At 56.3% G+C, this 16,639-nt stretch carries 14 protein-coding genes; 12 read left to right on the forward strand and 2 right to left on the reverse strand.

The features are described from left to right. Positions 1 to 49 precede the first annotated feature (49 nt). From AC0J6G_RS05215 to AC0J6G_RS05230, 4 genes are all read left to right on the forward strand, one after another. Positions 50 to 1,417, forward strand: a complete 1,368-nt coding sequence (locus AC0J6G_RS05215) for a hypothetical protein (protein ID WP_475251937.1) — start codon at positions 50 to 52, stop codon at positions 1,415 to 1,417. Between the two features lie 113 nt (positions 1,418 to 1,530). After that, the gene (locus tag AC0J6G_RS05220; protein ID WP_475251939.1) at positions 1,531 to 3,660 is read left to right on the forward strand and encodes an NERD domain-containing protein; all 2,130 of its coding nucleotides are present in this window, start codon (positions 1,531 to 1,533) and stop codon (positions 3,658 to 3,660) included. 146 nt (positions 3,661 to 3,806) lie between these two features. Continuing rightward, complete coding sequence (locus AC0J6G_RS05225) at positions 3,807 to 4,052, forward strand: type II toxin-antitoxin system prevent-host-death family antitoxin (protein WP_475253603.1); 246 nt, start codon at positions 3,807 to 3,809, stop codon at positions 4,050 to 4,052. Then, entirely contained in the window at positions 4,042 to 4,323 is a 282-nt protein-coding gene (locus tag AC0J6G_RS05230) for a type II toxin-antitoxin system RelE family toxin (RefSeq protein ID WP_475251941.1), read from the forward strand. Before AC0J6G_RS05225 ends, AC0J6G_RS05230 begins: the two co-directional genes overlap by 11 nt. A 419-nt stretch (positions 4,324 to 4,742) precedes the next feature. Here the strand turns inward: AC0J6G_RS05230 and AC0J6G_RS05235 are convergent, their stop codons facing one another. Next, positions 4,743 to 5,324 carry a plasmid pRiA4b ORF-3 family protein gene (locus tag AC0J6G_RS05235; RefSeq protein WP_475251943.1) on the reverse strand — a complete coding sequence of 194 codons (582 nt, stop codon included), beginning with the start codon at positions 5,322 to 5,324 and terminating at the stop codon, positions 4,743 to 4,745. Between the two features lie 14 nt (positions 5,325 to 5,338). After that, positions 5,339 to 6,214 (reverse strand): helix-turn-helix transcriptional regulator, encoded by an 876-nt coding sequence (locus AC0J6G_RS05240; RefSeq protein ID WP_475251945.1) that lies wholly within the window; start codon positions 6,212 to 6,214, stop codon positions 5,339 to 5,341. A gap of 126 nt (positions 6,215 to 6,340) precedes the next feature. Here AC0J6G_RS05240 and AC0J6G_RS05245 point away from each other — a divergent pair, with 126 nt between their 5' ends. From AC0J6G_RS05245 to brxC, 8 genes are all read left to right on the forward strand, one after another. Beyond that, entirely contained in the window at positions 6,341 to 7,921 is a 1,581-nt protein-coding gene (locus AC0J6G_RS05245) for a DNA recombination protein RmuC (protein ID WP_475251947.1), read from the forward strand. Positions 7,922 to 8,025: 104 nt separating this feature from the next. Continuing rightward, positions 8,026 to 8,301, forward strand: coding sequence for a hypothetical protein (locus tag AC0J6G_RS05250; RefSeq protein WP_475251949.1), 276 nt, complete (start codon positions 8,026 to 8,028; stop codon positions 8,299 to 8,301). Positions 8,302 to 8,317: 16 nt separating this feature from the next. Next, positions 8,318 to 9,007, forward strand: a complete 690-nt coding sequence (locus tag AC0J6G_RS05255) for a hypothetical protein (RefSeq protein WP_475251951.1) — start codon at positions 8,318 to 8,320, stop codon at positions 9,005 to 9,007. Between the two features lie 5 nt (positions 9,008 to 9,012). Continuing rightward, positions 9,013 to 9,654, forward strand: a complete 642-nt coding sequence (locus AC0J6G_RS05260) for a peptidase M15 (RefSeq protein WP_475251953.1) — start codon at positions 9,013 to 9,015, stop codon at positions 9,652 to 9,654. Positions 9,655 to 9,817: 163 nt separating this feature from the next. Further along, complete coding sequence (locus tag AC0J6G_RS05265; RefSeq protein ID WP_475251955.1) at positions 9,818 to 10,663, forward strand: hypothetical protein; 846 nt, start codon at positions 9,818 to 9,820, stop codon at positions 10,661 to 10,663. A 1,038-nt stretch (positions 10,664 to 11,701) separates the two neighbouring features. Further along, on the forward strand, positions 11,702 to 12,481 hold the full coding sequence (locus AC0J6G_RS05270) for a hypothetical protein (RefSeq protein ID WP_475251957.1): 780 nt from the start codon (positions 11,702 to 11,704) through the stop codon (positions 12,479 to 12,481). After that, positions 12,474 to 13,019, forward strand: a complete 546-nt coding sequence (locus tag AC0J6G_RS05275; RefSeq protein ID WP_475251959.1) for a BREX protein BrxB domain-containing protein — start codon at positions 12,474 to 12,476, stop codon at positions 13,017 to 13,019. The genes AC0J6G_RS05270 and AC0J6G_RS05275 overlap by 8 nt, the downstream gene beginning before the upstream one ends. A 23-nt stretch (positions 13,020 to 13,042) precedes the next feature. Next, on the forward strand, positions 13,043 to 16,507 hold the full coding sequence (gene brxC, locus AC0J6G_RS05280) for a BREX system P-loop protein BrxC (RefSeq protein WP_475251961.1): 3,465 nt from the start codon (positions 13,043 to 13,045) through the stop codon (positions 16,505 to 16,507). Positions 16,508 to 16,639: the final 132 nt, after the last annotated feature.

Genomic DNA, 16,639 nt, shown 5'->3' on the forward strand with positions numbered 1-16,639 from the left:
CTGGCGCAGCAACCAGGTTGATTCAAGATTATTTTCAGGGACGTTAAGAATGGAAAAGAACACCTATTTACAGACCCCTGCCGTAGCGAATTTCGTTAAATGGATGAGTGAGAACCTTGACGGCGACACATTCGCGCATCAGTACACGAACCGTCGTTCGGGATGTGTCTGGCGCTGCGATAGCCTCTATGACGCTTATGCTCAGTATCACTGGCCGCATCCAGGTAACCAGCGTCTCGGCGAGCCTGCTGGTACCACTTTCGAATCTAGCGCAACCACTCTGCAGGCGCTCAGTCAGGATCTTCAGAGCGCGTTGGGATCCCAGGGAAGCGATCATTCGGTTGTAACTGCTGCAGTCGATGTCATGACATGGGGTGGCGTACGTGCTGGCAACGTACGTTGGCTGCATGCGAACCAAGCCAGCCTACCTCGGGTTCTATCCAGCACCAGGCAAGCTTTGGATGCAGGAAACACCGGTCATCCTCTGCTAGTCGCCAAAGACCTCAGATTCAATGCCGGGATGACCAAGGTCTATTCCCTCATTTGCGATCGCTTTGTTATTTACGACAGCCGGGTTGCTGCGGCGTTGGGTTGGGCCGTGGTGAAGTTTTGCCAGGCCGCTGAGCTATCGGAGGTGCCGCAAGAGCTTCGTTTCCCGTGGGCTCCTGCAAAGAGCGCAGCCAAGGATCCCTCCCCAAAACGGCGTAACGCAGGCCAGTCGGGATTCATCTTTCCGAGACTAAAGTCTGGTTCTAACCATGCTGCTTGGAATCTGAAGGCCAGTTGGCTGCTCAGTGCCGTGCTTGAACAGGATTCGGTGCAGAACAGTCAATTCCATCAGGTTGAGCGTTTTGACACGCGTCTCCGTGCTCTAGAGGCGGCGCTTTTCATGATCGGGTATGACTTGGATGCTACTAAGGCAGGCGCATATGCGGAGATTCCCGAGCCGATCATGGACTGCGCCCTGGACGATGAGGCCGATAGTTTTTGGAACGACTGTCAGACGCTAAGCAAGGGGAATCCCTTTCGCTACAGACTGACTGACAATGGCATTGTTATCGAGAATGGTCCGACCTTTACGCTGACGGACATCTCTTCAACCTTGATGCAGCTCTGGACTGACTTTGGTTCGAGTGCGTTCCCCCTCGCAAACAGCGCTACCGATGTTCGTGATGGCACCGCTCCAAAAGGTATGGGGGTAGCCTACTTTCAGGCGACCGGCGCAAATCCGCCCAATACCAGTAAGCTCGCTGCTGCCTTGGAGGAGCTGGGGGCGATTGTCCCAGCTGCGGGATATTCGCCTCGATCGCTGAGTTGGACGCTTGATTTGCGCCGGCTTGGGCTCGATCAGCGGGCGCGTACACTTGATATCGCTTCTTTCTGGGCTGAGGTGCTAGGTGCTGAGCAGGAAGGCTGATTTTTTGCACGTTAGGCATTTCACGGGCATAAGGGGCTCATTGTCATCGGCTGCAGGTCAGGTGGCTCTAGCCTTCGGTGCTATTGTCCAGGGGAGTGCTAGTGGAGCCTAACTTGCGGTGCAAGGACTACTACCAGACGCAGTTCGCAGGGTATGCGCGCTACCTGGCATCAGGCGTTGCGCTTGATGAATGCCTACATGACTTTCTCGATCAGCGACCAAGCGGAAAGTACACCCAGAGGAATCGTGCATCCGGCCTTGCTGAAGCCGATTTCTGGTGGCATCCAGCAAAGATAGAGGGGGCTGCTCTGGTCAGCCTGGCGCTTGCGCGTGTACTGCATTTTGATGACGCGATCAGTACTGAACTGCTGGATCACCTGGCAGTTCATCACCCGGATCAACTGCGCTGGGCCATTCGCTACTCCAAGCTTTTCACTCGTAGGGATTCGCCTCCCTGGATTCACCTTAGAGAAAGTTGCACTTGCGAGCAGTGGCAGACGTTCTTCGGGGGTTGCGAGCGCCTGCTGCTGCAGCTGGAACCCTTTGAGGCCATGATTAAGAGTGCTGAGCGCCAACTGCAGTCTCTGACGCTTTTAGAACTGCTTTCCTATCTCAGCGTATTGGCCTATGTCCGTCTCGGGGAGGCTGGTGACGATCCTGCAGGCATGGATTGGGTTGCTTATGAGCGGATCATCCTGCGTAAGCTGAAGTCTTGTAGCGAGTCCGACTTTCGGCTTTCTACGGAGGTGCTTGGCCGTTCGTTGAGACAACATTTGTCGCCTATGTTGTTTCCGCAGCCCGGGGAGGGAGCGGGGTGCGCTGTGAACCTAGAAGCGGTCGGCGTGATGATTGAGGCAACGCGCGAGCTCATTGACTATGAGCGCTCCATCGACTGGTTTTGCTTCGATGCAGAATGCGATTACCAACTCAAGCCAGGGCAATCAGTCATTTTCAACAAAACAGACGAGGGTACCCTGCGCTGGCAGCGCACTGAGCGGAAAAGCCAGCTGCTGTGGTGTTATTGGATGCGTCGCGCGGTTGATGTCTTTGCGGCGTCTGAGCTGGCTGGGCAGGTCATCGGTAGTGCTGAAAATCATGAAGCCAACCAGCTCGCGTACATCAAAGCGATACGCAGCCAGCTCTATCTACAGGTGGTTTTTGGGCTGGACGACAGCATCAGGCTCAACAATGGGGCTGAGGTCACGCTGCACCACGCCATGTTGGCCAGTGAGCTGACTAACGCTTTTTTCGAGCAGGCCTATCTGCAGCCTTATCGACGAAACTTGGCTGAATCTGGTGACCCCTTAGCGGCACTGCGGCGTTTGGCTTTTGAAGGTCTGCAGCAGGGAGAGAATCGCTTTCCCATGACGTGGTCGGAGTTGCCGGAAAAATTGGCTCGGATACGCGCCTGGACGGTCAGTGATGAGCATCCCACCGGCGATCCCGAGGCCGCCAAAGCCATTCTGCAGTTTTGGACCAGTGATCTTCAGGCGCTGTCCGAGCAAATCAAGCAAGCGCCTAATCAACCGACGCCCAGACTCTACGAGAGGCCGTTCTATAAAATCGGTCGCTTTAGCTTCCAGTTTCCCTGGGTTGCGGGAAGACAGAACAGTCTCACCGCCGCAGTAAACAATTTGCGTCGCGTAGATTCGCGCAGACCGGAACTGCGCTCCGAAACAGAGCGGGTCGAGCACGAACTGGCTGTTTCTCTTCGGCAGAGAGGTTTTCGCGTGGTTGTGGGCTACCAGCCGCCTCGTATGGATGAGGGCGATGCAGGAGAGATCGATGTACTGGCGTGTCTCGAAGGTGTGCTGCTATTGCTTGAGGTCAAGTCAGGATTTATCCGTTCCAACGGCCACGAAGTCTGGCTTCACCGCACGAATACGTTGCGTAAGGCTGCAAGGCAGCTGAAGCGTAAAAGCCCTGCGGTGCTCACAGCATTGCTGACGGACTCTGACTTGCGTAACGCGCTGGGGCTGGCGATTTCCGATCCGTCGCCGGCCTTGCACACTTGGGTTGTAGACACCTCGATTGAGCTGGATGGGGAGGTTGTTGATGACGCTCTTGTGGTATCCCGAGAAGTCCTGGAAGTCGCGCTGCGTGATGAGCAGCATTACCTGAGGGCTCTCGATCAGGACGCGGAGGAAGAGGAGGCGATCGCCACACTGTATCCGGACGGATTCAGCGCTCAGGCATTTATCCGTGTCATCGAGCGTAGCGAGGTTTGGCGGGGCTTACTTTAAGCGACGTTTACCTGGCGTAGGCCTTAGCAACTGGGCTTGCCCTAGGCACTGACGGCAGCAGTGGCTTGCTCGTTGATTCAGCGAAACAAAGCTTGCTATGACTCTAAATTATGACCAGAATTAAGGTCTTATTTGAGGGCTTGGATATGCAAAGTATCTTGGCTGACGTCGCTGTCAGCGTTTCTGAGTTGAAGAAAAATCCATCGGGCGTTCTGGCTGACGCAGGTGGTATGCCTGTCGCCGTGCTCAACCACAATCGTGTCATGGGATACATGGTGCCAGCAGAGCTTTACGAACAGATGATGGAGCGTCTGGATGATCTGGAACTGGTCGAAATAGTGAAGGCTCGCTCGGGCGAGGAGCCTATCCCGGTTCGCTTGGATGAGCTATGAGCTGGAGTTCCTGCCCTCGGCGCTGAAGGAGTGGCAGAAGCTTGGCCATACAGTGCGCGAGCAGATCAAAAAGAAACTGCGCGAGCGCCTGGATAATCCCAAGGTCCAGGCTGATGCCCTCAGGGATATGCCGGGGCACTACAAAATCAAGCTACGCGCATCGGGCTATCGCCTGGTATACCGCGTCGAAGATGAACGTGTGGTGGTCGTGGTGGTTGCCGTTGGCAAGCGCGAGCGCGGGGCCGCTTACCAATCTGCCAAGGGTCGTTAATGACCGCAGGCTAGTGCAGATCCGGATGTGTCCGAAACCTTTACAGGCGGAAAGTTTACGTGTCGCGGCACGTGAGGATCGTGGTTATGGTCATCCCATCACTACCGAGGAGGCCTTCCATGATCATTCTGAGTTCACTGAGTGAATACCTCATGTTGTTGGGTTCGATGTTGCTGATGATTGGGTTGGCACGGCTCGCTTACGGTGGCCGTGCCATCTGATTGAGCCCAGCCGGATTCAAGTGATGGGGATGGTTAGACTGCCGTCTATCTGCGTGATAACGGTCCGTCTAATTTCATGATCCAAATCCGTCCAAATTGATGGTGCAAGGCTGTTCTTGTTGGGCAAGTCACCCTGAAGGGGGCACCAGCCCCTAGCTTGCTAGTCCGCAGATGCGCTGCGTCTCCTTGCCAAATTGTTCAGCCCCAGAAGTTGTTGCGGATCCGCTGTACTGCCGCATTGGCTGCTCGCTGATCAAACAGCTCGGGATTGAAGCTGCCTCCTGCCCACACCAGGGCGCTGTGGCCTTCTTTGCTTTCTGATTGCTGGAGCGAAGCCAGAAAGTCCAGATAGCCCGGCACACCGCCAACATCCTCTGGTGGGCAGGCGCGAGCGCCGCCGAGTACCTCGCACCAGGTGCCGCTAACGTCACTAGGCTCTGCGGTTTCGACCGCGATAACATGTTGCCAGCTGTCACCGAAGTCGTAGAGGTAGCGCAGTCGGTCAACGTCCTTCAGCACGCGGCGCAGTTTAATTTTTCGGTCATCCAGCGCGTCTTCGAACATGTGCATCAGTTCGGCATCCAGCGGTAGATAGCTATTCATGCCGTCGCTGAACTCATGCATGTGGCTGCTGTGCCAGCCAAAGGCAGCTTGGATGAAGTGATGCAGCTTGCGTAACGTACAGTCGCCGTTCACGCGAATGCGTCGCCAGATCGGCGGATTGAAGTGCAGTGGCTCCAACTGAATATGCAGGGTATAGAGCAGAGGATGCGTGGCCATTCAGGCTCCGTTGGTCAGTGGTATAGCCAAGGCTTCAGCTCATCGAGGTTGGCGACCACAATCTGCTGTGCTTCTGGCTTTGCGTGCACTTTGGTTGGGTCGATCTGGTAGCGCTGCAACACGTACTGCACGAGCGCACCACGGGTTTCGATCAGCAGTTGGCCGTCCTGCATGCCGTAGTCGGCCTCGATGATGGTGCGTTGCTCGGGCTTCAGGCGCGAGTCGGGCACAATCATTACCGCAAGCTCCGTATTCCATCCGCTATCCATGTTACGGGTGTGTTCTGACAAATCGTCCATTAGTCCGGGCTCGCCACGGAAGCGGCTTAGCACAAAGTCCCGGTAGTCCCGGTTCTTCTCGCAGTAAGCACGTACATGCCAACGCATACCTGTGTAGATCAGGGTGTGTGGAGCAATCAACCTGGTCTCAACGTCCGGGGTGCTGAAAGACACATACTCGCATTCCAGTCGCAGCCCCTCTCGGCAGGCTTTGAGCAGGGGACGCAACACCTCTGGGCGAACAGATCGATCCGGTACGCCCAGTACTTCGGTGTGGGCATAGGCTAGGGCCAGTCCATCGATATGAGGCGCCCGCTCGTAGTTTTGATTGAGCAGATGCAGGTAAGCGCTGGCTCTGTCGTCAATGAACAGTGGCTTGAAGTGGCGGCTTGGCACATACCCCTTCAAATGTTTGTCGTATTCCAGATTCTTCGGCGCGTAGTCAGTGATGTAGGAGTTGATGTCCTTCGACGCCTGCTGGCGGCTGATGCCGAAGCTTTGCATCAGGTGGCCTGTGGTCAAGCGGCCTTCCCACCAGGCGACTGTCTCGATCAGTCGGTAGCGCAGCGCCAGATCCCAGCGCACGGATTCGATTGCTTGCTTGCGTTTCATGGCCTCTCCATCTGCTCGAAAACTTTACCTGTACGAGTAAACACTGTGGATGCGTCGTCTTAAGCTACATATTCTGATGGCGTCATTCAAGTTGGCGCAGTGACCGCCACGAAAAGGAGAAGCATCGTGAACGGTATTGGAATGTCTTGGGGAGTAGCGGGTATCGTTCTGCTGTCGGTATGCGTGATGGCACTGGCATTGTTCTGGCAAATCATGCGCCGTCGAGAAGCCGTGGTCACTCTGCAGCATTACCAGCCACAGCTAGGGCAGTTGCAGCAGCAGAGTCAGCAGCAAGAAGCTGATCTGCGTGAGCAGACGGCTGCCGCACGAGCAGAAAAAGCCCATGCCGAACAGCTACAGCGACAGCTGGACTTTGCCCAAGAGGAGCTCGCTGGCCTGCGCGATGAGCAGAAATTACAGCTTTCCCGATTTGCGGAGGTGCAAAGCCAGGCCAGTGCAGCGCGTGCTCAGCACGGCCAATTGCTGCAGCAACATGCTGAGCTCAAGCAGTCTCATGAGCGCCTGCAGAACAGCCATGAGGTGATGCAGGATAAGTTCGCCAATCTGTCCAAGGAGCACGCCACCCTCAGTAGCAGCCTGGAGCAGAAGCAGCAGCACTTTGCCGAGCAACAGCAGCTGCTCAAGGAAAGCCGCGATCAGCTCAAGCTGGAGTTCGAGCAGCTTGCTGGGCAAATCTTCGAGGCCAAAGGCCAAGCCTTCTCGCAACACAGCCAGCAGTCTCTGGATGCGTTGCTCAAACCCTTTCGTGAACAGATCGAGGGCTTCCGAACCAAGGTCGAAGACATCCACCACAAGGATGTTCAGCAGCAGGCCGCGCTGACCCAAGAGTTGCTGCACCTCAAGGAGCTCAACCAGCAGATTACCCAGGAAGCACATGACCTAGCCACTGCGCTCAAAGGGCAGAAGAAGGCTCAGGGCAACTGGGGCGAGCTGGTGCTGGAAAACGTGCTGGAGCGCTCCGGTCTGGTTAGCGGGCGAGACTTCAAGCGCGAGGTCAGCATCAATGGCGAGGATAGTCGCCAGCGCCCGGATGTGATCGTCTACCTGCCGCAGGGCAAGCACCTGATTATCGATGCGAAGGTCTCGCTCAACGCCTACACCCGTTACATCAATGCCGAAGACGAAGCTGAGCGTCGTCTGGCCCTGGCCGAGCACGTCAGCGCTGTAGGGCAGCGAATCAAGGAGCTGTCTGATCGCCATTACTTCGATCTACCGGGTCTGAATGCTCCAGAAATGGTGTTTATGTTCGTACCCATCGAGTCGGCCTTCGTCGAGGCGCTTAAGGCGGACGAAACCCTGTTCCAAAAAGCTATCGAGCAGAACGTATTGGTCGCCACGCCGACCACCTTGCTCACCAGCCTCAACATCGTCCGCCAGCTCTGGCGTTTCGAAGACCAAAACAAACACACCGCCGAGCTGGCCGAGCGTGCCGGCAAGGTGTACGACAAGCTGCGCACCTTCCTTGGCAGCATGGATGCCATCGGCAACAGCCTGGACAAGGCCCAGGACGCCTACCGCAAGGCGCGTGATCAACTGGTCAGCGGCAAGGCCAATCTCGTCAAACAGGTCAGCGACTTCCGTCAGTTGGGTGTGGCAGTTAGAGGTGAGCTGGACGAAACCTGGGTGGACCGAGCAGATCTTGAACTGGCCTTGGTTGAGCATGAGCCCAGCGAATTGACACAGTAAGCGCATCGGGGCACAGGGGGTAGTGTGTGCGGGAGTCGTACGACTTTGCGTTCGAGAGTTTTCGGTTGGCACAACTGTGCGAGCAGTTTTTGAAGGGGACCGCTGTGGACGGGGAAATCGTGTTCCATAGCGTGACTGCTGAAAATCGACTCGATGCAGCCTCCTTCTTCTTTTCGGACGCTGATCTTGAAACCCTGGAGGCGTCTGGTTTTAAAGCCTCTGCACTAGCTCTTCTGGATGACCTGATCATCTATCGAGCGCGATGTCAGGAGCAGAATTGCCGCGATGGAATTTTGCGGTTGGAGCAGTCCAGACCATCTGTCGTCTGGCTGCCGAATGGGGGCGGTGAAGTTATGGTTCGGGCCCGTCGAGGTTGGTAGCCAGGGAGTAGTCTTAATGCAGTCGGGGCATATAAAACAGCGTCTTGGGGATGCCTACCAAGCGGTACTTAGCCAAGAGATGCTTGTCAAGTTTGATGGCTGTAGCGGTGGGTTGACTGGAGTGTTCTTGCCCTCGGCAGCAGAAAAGCCGATGAGGCTCATGATCGTTGGTATGGAGACGCGTGCCTGGAATGGTTCTTTCAATCGGATCCATGATGGGGATCTGAGAGACTACATTGAGGATTCCATGCGTAAGCACCAGGCGTATCTAGATGTGCCGCCTGGTCGATCCTGCTTTGGGCGCTTTCACCAATATGCCGCGGAAAAGCTTGGCTGCCCGCGTGAGGAAATCGGCTGGGGTAATTTATTCGCGGTGGCTTATCAAAAAGGCTCGCCCAAGAAAGACTCCACGTCTTTTGCAGCAGTGCAGGAGCTGTCTATGCACTTGCTGCGTGAGCAGTTGAGGGTCATACGCCCTCAGTCGATCATATTTGTTACGGGATGGCGATATGACGCGGACCTGAAACGATCCCTGGATGGGTTGATCGACCGCAGTCACGTGCTGGAAAAGAAGGCGCTGTGGGAGTTTTATCTGGGCAATACCTTGTGTTACCGCACGAGTCATCCGCGAAATATTCGGGCTGCACAGCACCGGGAAGACGCCCTCAGCAAAATTTCTGCGCATCTGATCGCCGGTCGAGAATGACGAGTATGCAAAAGCCACAAACCGTAAGTGCCCTCGAAGAACTGGGGCGTGTCAGGCTGTCCAAAAGCTTTTTCATGCGCGATTTTCTCTATTCGGAAATCAGCCAGATCGACGGTATCCCGAATATCCCTGACTTCCCCGACCGCGCCATCGAGGCAGGGCGTCAGCTATGCGAACAGTTGCTGGAGCCTCTGCAAGAGCGCTTCGGTCGAATAGCCATTCGCTCGGCATATCGTTCCCCGGCAGTGAATACCAAGGGGGCAGAAGACGGCAACAATTGTGCGAAGAACGAAAGCAACTACGCCGCCCACATTTGGGACTACCCGGATGCCGATGGCCACCTGGGAGCCACTGCCTGCATCGTAGTGCCGGCATTGCTGCCCTGGTATGAGGAACGCAAGGACTGGACGCCGTTAGCCTGGTGGATTCACGACAACCTGCCGTATGCCAGCCAGTTCTGGTTTCCCAGACTTGCGACATTTAACCTTCGGTGGAGTGCAAACCCGAACACGTTACCCAGCATCAGCACCTACGTTACCAACCCCCATACCGGTGACAAGACAGCGTTGGTGAAGGGCGGGGTGGCCACGCTGAGCTTGGATGAGCGCAAGGCGATCGTTCGCCCATGGTTGGCGAGTCTCAACTAGGTTGCAGAACGATCAACCGTTCAAGTGGCCTGCGTTGCTAAGACATCTGCTTGAAAACTTTACCTGTACAGGTAAACACGCTAGATGTATCTCGAAAGGCTACATATTTTTCGGGGTATCCGCTGCGGCAGCGGCTTTTGGGCAGCAATCATCTGGAGTGTGAATGCAATCTGTTACCTACCGTCTTGATCAGAGTCCCGTGACGCCATTTCAGTACCAGCAGGATGTCGAGAAGTACGCGGGCAATATCGAGTGCTCAGAGTGCGAGGCCAGTGCCTGGTTCGTAAGAAGTTCAGTCAGTGGCGGTCGGGAGCGTGTTGCTTGCTTCGCCGCGCACCACCAAGACGGTTGCCAGATCAAGACGGTGGTACTGGTTGTTGATGATGAAGGGGCTGAGCCAGATGAGGGTACAGATACTACGCGCATCAATGTCGATCTAGATAAGCGCAAACCCCAGGAAATCTTGGTACCAGAGCCCAGAGAACGGCAGCCCGTCGATTCTCCATGGGGTGTGCTACAGCGGAAATACGCAAACGCTGCAGACTACCCGATCAACAAATCACTCCGGCAGATCCTGTCGTGCCTGATCAAGAGCCCCGACTACCCAGAGGATGATATTTCGATCCGGATCACAACTGACGGTGGTCGAGTCGCTCTGGAAGGGGAAGTCCGTAAGCTGCTCTCCCATCAGCGACATCTTGCTGGGATCGAACTCGGTACGGTTCGCTTGTTCTGGGGGCTGGTCACCAACGTCAACCGGAAGGAGGGCGAGGTCTGGCTCAACTGCGGGGATTACCGTACCGAACCAAGCCTGCTCGTCAGAGATGAGAACCTTGAAGAGGAAATGCTGAAGGCGTTCCGCCTCAAAAGTTTGGATGAGCTCGAGGGTGCCTATTTCCTTGTCATGGGATGGCTTGCCGGCTCGGAGCGCAAGCCCATAATCAACTTCGGCTTTGCGAAGTACATCGCCTTTGTTAAGTACCGCGTCAAGCATGACGAAGAGGCTTGAGCCCTCACAGGCCAGCTTCTCCGGCTTTGTGTACCAGTGATTCCCTGCAAATGGCAGAGTCTGTACTGGGCCGTACTCTGCACTACTGCCCCATCAGATCACAGGTGGTGCGCTGCGCCAGCGCGCTACGCAACGACAATTCCGTTATTCAAAAGCTAGGGAAATTCTGAAAAGGTCCCTGTTTCGCGAAATCGCTGCTCTGAAACCCTCATGTTTGCTGAGCTGCATTTTTCGAGAAAGGACTTTTTCAGACCATCCCTAGAGACTCAACACCTCTACCGGGTTGAACTGAACGCGTCATCAATCCGCACGGGTTCCCTGGCGAGCTGCTCCGTTTTTGATCGACAGCATCTCTAGAGGCTGCCGACCTGCCTGAATACTTGACCTGTATGAAAGCCCATTATTGGTGTGTCCAGTTGAGCGACATATCCTGCAGCTATGCCCACTGAATGGGCTGGATGAAGGCCACTGGCAGGGATGCCTAATTCAAACAGGATGGGTTGTCACAGCGCAGAGGAGACGGGTAATGGAGTACACCACACATGCCATACAACGATGCAGTCAACGCGGTATTCGGCAGCAGCAGGTTCAGTGGCTTCTCGATTTTGGATGCCATACCTGGAATCGTGGAGCGCAGGTGTACTTCTTCGACCGAGCGCGGTTGAAGCGGCTGTTGCTCAAGCTCTCCTCGGCTGAACGGCAGTTGGCCGAGAAGGCCCAGAACGTCTATGTGGTTGTGGTAGATGGCGCAGTGGTGACTGTTGGGCACAGAAGCCCTGACTTCTGCGTCAGCAAGCCTGGAGCTCACCACCATCGACGTCGATCGCAGCACCAAGCAGCTTGAGTCGCGGCAGATGACAATTCCTGGCTGATTAGGCAGGATGCGGGTTAATGTCGAACTGATATCAAGCTTGACGATTAACGGATTGAAGCAAGACCAACATTGGATAGTCAGAGATAATGGCAGCTTTGCAGATCATTCCCTCCCTCAACACCCGTTCAGCGGGTGCTGTGAGCTGGGAACCCACAAGTGATGCCATGACCAATCAGCAGTCTCTGATCAATTTCGGCTTCAAGTTCGGCAGAAGCGGAGCGCATGACTCCCGCACCATGATGTTGCCGGAGTTGCGCAGCCTTTTCGCTTGCACGCAGGCCAGCGATGGCCGACCGCAGTATCGTGAGCAAATCACAGAGTTGAACTGCCTGGACAAGCCGACCAGTCGAGCGCGCAAGCTAACGGCTGAGCACTTGGTTGATCTCTATGGTTTGTCGCCCGATATCACACTGTTTCGCGTTTTTCGCCAGCTTTGGGATGTGCGCGTAGAGGCGCAGCCTTTGCTCGCGCTCCAACTCGCTGCAGCTCGTGATCCACTGTTCCGCGTTTCTGTTCCGCTGATGTTGGAGCTACAGCCTGGTGAGCCTCTGCGGCGTGAACAAACTGAGGCGGCATTGGCTGCTCAAGATCCCAATCGATTCAGTCCCGCGTCGCTCAAGTCTTATGCGCAAAACATCAACGGCAGCTGGACTCAAGCCGGGTTTCTCCGTGGGCGTGTCAAGAAGAGTAGGGCGCAGCCACAGGTAACCGAGGTGAACGTCGCCTATGCCCTGTTTCAGGCCTACCTCAACGGTTTGAGCGGGCAGCGCTTGTTCTCCAGTGAGTGGTGCAAGCTGCTGGATTGTCGAGTTGAACGCCTGATAGAGCTTGCACGTACGGCATCCTTGCGTGGGCTGATCACATTCAAACAATCGGGTGAAGTCATTGAAGTTGGGTTCCCCGACTTCCTCACCGCCACTGAGAAGGCCTGGCTCCATGAGTAGTCGCCTCAATAAGCTCATCAAAAACTACGCTCGCCATATCGGCCTGCCTTGGCAAGCGGGGCTGGCTGACGAGCAGCGCGTTCTATTTGCCGTTTATCACAAGGAAGACGAGCTCAAGCTGCGTGCGCGAATCGAAGAATTCAAAGTGGCCACTGAAGGCGCTGGCCACCCCTGGCTGGCGCTGGATATCACCAATGCATTTCCCGAGTGGATGGCTGCAGAAGAGTACCGGGATGCCTATTTCACTGACCCCAGCGATCTGATCGGTAACTACCCCGATTTCATTCAGGACCTTCTAGATCGACTGGAGCAGCAGCTGGGTGACCAAGCTAACGAGAACACCCTCGTAGCGCTGATTGGCAGCGGTGCCTTGTTTGGTTTCGGCTCAGTCGCGGGCTTCGTCAAAGCGCTCTCTGCACATGTGCCCGGTAGGCTGCTGGTGCTCTTCCCGGGTGAGTACATCGACAACACCTATCGCTTATTGGACGCCCGTGACGGCTGGGGCTACCACGCCACGCCGCTTACGGCTGACAACTGACTGTTTTGCTTTAAGGGACTGACATGCTTAACCGCGAAATCTACCTGAACGATCCGCTGGAAAACCGCCTGGCCAACAACGGTGTCGCCGAAGTGAAGGATGATCTGTCCGAGCAGGCGCTCAACACTCTTCGTTATGAGCTCAAGACGTTCGTCTGTGAAGGTGAGTACCAGGCCGGTATGGACAAGATCCTATCCACCTACCTGCGCAACCTGGGCAGTAATCATGAGCAGCCGGGTGTATGGATCAGCGGCTTCTTCGGTTCGGGTAAGTCGCACATGGCCAAGATGCTGCGCACTCTGTGGGTCGACCAGGCTTTCCCGGACGGCCTTACCGCGCGCCATATTGCCAACCTGCCGCAGAACGTTGCAGACGCATTCAAAGAGCTGAGCATTCAGTCGCGTCGCTATGGTGGCCTGCATGCTGCGTCCGGCACGCTCGGTGCGGGTGCGAACAACAATGTGCGCCTAGCCCTGTTGGGCATCATCTTCAAGTCAGCGGGTCTGCCGGAGCAGTACCACCAAGCTCGATTTGTCCTCTGGTTGAGAGAGCAAGGCTACTTCGATGCCGTTAAACAGGCAGTAGAAGATGCCGGTAAACCCTGGGAGCGTGAGCTGAGCAAGCTGTACGTCTCTCCACTGATTGCCAATGCCTTGCTCACGGCCTACCCAGATATGGCTAACGACGCTCAGGGCGTGCATCAACTGCTCAAAGGTCAATTCCCGACAGTCACCGATGTGACCAACGATCAAATGGTTCAGGCCATCGCAGATACGCTGGATCGCGACGGCCAGTTCCCGCTAGCCTTGGTTGTGCTCGACGAAGTCCAGCAATATGTGGGTAACGATGTAGACCGTGCGCACATGATCCAGGAGGTCGTCGAGACCTGCTGCAAACACTCTGCTTTCGGTAATCGTCTGTTGTTCATTGCGACCGGCCAGAATGCGCTGTCCGGTATGCCGAACTTGATGCGCCTTATGGGTCGTTTCCAGATCCCTATCATGCTCAGCGACACCGATGTGGAGTCGGTCATCCGTAAGGTCATTCTGCAGAAGGTCGAGACCGCTCGTGCCGGTCTACAGGCGCTTTTGACCAAACACCTAGGCGAGATCTCCCGTCATCTGCGCGGTACCAAGGTGGAGTATCACCAGGATGACGAGAAGGTCATGCTGGCCGACTACCCGCTGTTGCCCGTGCGCCGCCGCTTCTGGGAGAAGGTGCTGCGTATTGTTGATACCACCGGCACTGTTTCGCAGCTGCGTAACCAGCTCAAAGTCATCCACGAGGCCGCCAAGGCCACGGCCGAGAAGGAGCTGGGCAATATCGTTCCCGGCGACTTTATCTACCAGCAGATCGCGCCCAATCTGTTGCAGACCGGCGTCATCTCTAAGGAGGACTACGAACGCATTGCCGAGCTGTCCGCCGGAAATGACGACCAGCAACTGCAGTCGCGTCTGCTCTCGCTGATTCTGCTGATTGGCAAGTTGCATACAGACCCGATTTCCGACTGTGGTGTACGCGCCACAGCCGACATGCTGGCTGACCTTCTGCTCGACAATCTCAACCAGGGCAAAGACGAGCTGCGCGCGCACATCCCGGTTCAGCTGGAGGCCATGGCTAAGAATGGTCAACTGATGGCCATGGAGACCAGTGCTGGTGTCGAGTACCGCCTGCAAACCCAAGAAAGCGCTCAGTGGTACGACACATTCCGCCAGCAGGAGGCTGACCTGCGCGGTAACATGCAGCGTGTCGAGAATTTCCGGATTGACCTGCTACACAAGCAGATTAAGTCCGAACTGGCCAAGGTCCGTGTCACCCAGGGGGCGTGCAAAGAGAACCGCCAGGTCATTGCCTGCTTCGATGCAGAAGTGCCCAAAGACGCCAACCAGAAAATCTACCTCTGGGTACAGGACGGCTGGAGCCTGAACGAGTCATCCTTCCTGGCTGAGGCGCGTAAAGCCAATCCGGATCTGCCGACGCTTTACCTCTATATACCAGCGCGCAATCGTTCCGAGCTGAACAACGCCATCATCCATCAGGAAGCCGCCGATGCGACTCTGAGCCTGCGCGGCATGCCCAATACCGAGGCGGGCAAAGATGCCCGCAAGGCGATGGAGACCCGCCAGCGCGATGCACAGAAGCAGGTTGACCAGCTTCTAAAGGAAATTCTTTCGGGCGTGCAGCTGCTGCAAGCAGGTGGTGCGGAAGTTGACGGCAACAGCATTGCCGAGCGCATTCAAACCGCCGCTCAAGCTTCCGTGGTACGGCTGTACCGTGAATTCGATATGACCGACAGCCCGCATTGGGCCAAGGTCTACGACCGCGCCCGCAAGGACGGCGGTCAGAACGCCCTGGAAGCCGTTGGTTTCAGTGGTGATGCCGAAAAGCACCCGGTCTGTGCCACGATCCTGCGCTTCATCGGTGCCTCCAAGAAAGGTAACGAGATCCGCGATCAGTTTGCTGCTGCTCCCTATGGCTGGCAGCAGGACACAATTGATGGCGCACTGTTCGCGTTGGTCGCAGCGGGCGTACTGCGTGCCACCGATGCCAGCGGCAATGCCTTGACGGCGCAAACTCTGGAACGCCAGAAACTCACCCAAAGCACCTTCCGTCCGGAGACGGTGACGATTCGCCCTGTGGATCTGATCAAGATCCGTGGCCTGATCGGCTCGCTGGGTATCGACTGTCCGCCAGGTGAAGAGCAGGCCCGTTTGCCGGCACTGATCAACCTGGCCCGCGAGCTGCACCACGCAGCAGGCGGTGAGGCACCGGCGCCTGCGCGTCCGAACGCCAGCTTGATCGATGAGATTGCCAGAGAGAGTGGCAACACCCAACTCAAGTTGGTGCTGGATAACAAAGACGCCATCAAGCCGCTGCTTGACGCCTGGCGCAGTCTGGCTGAACAGCTGCGTGCCCGCCGCAGTGATTGGGAGCTGCTGCAAACCCTGCTGCGTCTCAGTAAGGGATTGGCCTTCAGTGAGAAGCTCAGTGGCGAAGTGGATGCCATCAAGAGCAATCGCAGCCTGTTGGCCGAGCCCAATCCGCTCGAGAGCCTGATCAGCACCACCGTCAGCCAACTGCGTGAGGCGATCAACCACCACTTCCGCGCCTTCCAAACCGAATACCAAAAGCGCCAGGCTGAGCTGGTGGCAGACAGTCACTGGCAGCAGCTCTCTGCTGCTCAGCAGAATGAGCTGCTGGCTCGCCGTGGTCTGGTGGAGCCTGACGCGCTGAGCCTCGGTAGCCGTGAAGAAGTTATCGACAGCCTGGAAACCACCAGTCTGGAGCAGTGGACTGATCGTAAAGATAGCCTGGCTGCTAAGTTTGAAAGCGCCCGCCAGGAAGCGGTCAAGCTGCTGCAGCCCAAGGTTCAGCATGTCAGCTTGCCCAAACGCACCTTCGAAAACGAAGCGCAGCTACGTCAATGGTTGGCGGAGATTGAGGCTCAGCTGCTGGCCAAGCTGGCGGAAGGCCCCGTGATGGTCTGATTCCCCCGCAGCATAGTGGCCCGTAGGGTGGGTTAGCCGCAGCGCGGCATAACCCACCAAAGCAGTGCCAACAGAATGAATACATGAATTCTCACCTGCGCTTTGATGCGGCAGGCCGACTGAATACCCCAG

The organism is Pseudomonas sp. TS_SC_3 (assembly GCF_056156225.1).

Coding starts and splice junctions, on each gene's coding strand:
- AC0J6G_RS05240 (WP_475251945.1), bottom strand. CDS start 6,214: ATGAAACGCAAGCAAGCAATCGAATCCGTGCGCTGGGATCTGGCGCTG.
- brxC (WP_475251961.1), top strand. CDS start 13,043: ATGCTTAACCGCGAAATCTACCTGAACGATCCGCTGGAAAACCGCCTG.
- AC0J6G_RS05235 (WP_475251943.1), bottom strand. CDS start 5,324: ATGGCCACGCATCCTCTGCTCTATACCCTGCATATTCAGTTGGAGCCA.
- AC0J6G_RS05225 (WP_475253603.1), top strand. CDS start 3,807: ATGCAAAGTATCTTGGCTGACGTCGCTGTCAGCGTTTCTGAGTTGAAG.
- AC0J6G_RS05255 (WP_475251951.1), top strand. CDS start 8,318: ATGCAGTCGGGGCATATAAAACAGCGTCTTGGGGATGCCTACCAAGCG.
- AC0J6G_RS05275 (WP_475251959.1), top strand. CDS start 12,474: ATGAGTAGTCGCCTCAATAAGCTCATCAAAAACTACGCTCGCCATATC.
- AC0J6G_RS05260 (WP_475251953.1), top strand. CDS start 9,013: ATGCAAAAGCCACAAACCGTAAGTGCCCTCGAAGAACTGGGGCGTGTC.
- AC0J6G_RS05270 (WP_475251957.1), top strand. CDS start 11,702: ATGACCAATCAGCAGTCTCTGATCAATTTCGGCTTCAAGTTCGGCAGA.
- AC0J6G_RS05230 (WP_475251941.1), top strand. CDS start 4,042: ATGAGCTATGAGCTGGAGTTCCTGCCCTCGGCGCTGAAGGAGTGGCAG.
- AC0J6G_RS05215 (WP_475251937.1), top strand. CDS start 50: ATGGAAAAGAACACCTATTTACAGACCCCTGCCGTAGCGAATTTCGTT.
- AC0J6G_RS05265 (WP_475251955.1), top strand. CDS start 9,818: ATGCAATCTGTTACCTACCGTCTTGATCAGAGTCCCGTGACGCCATTT.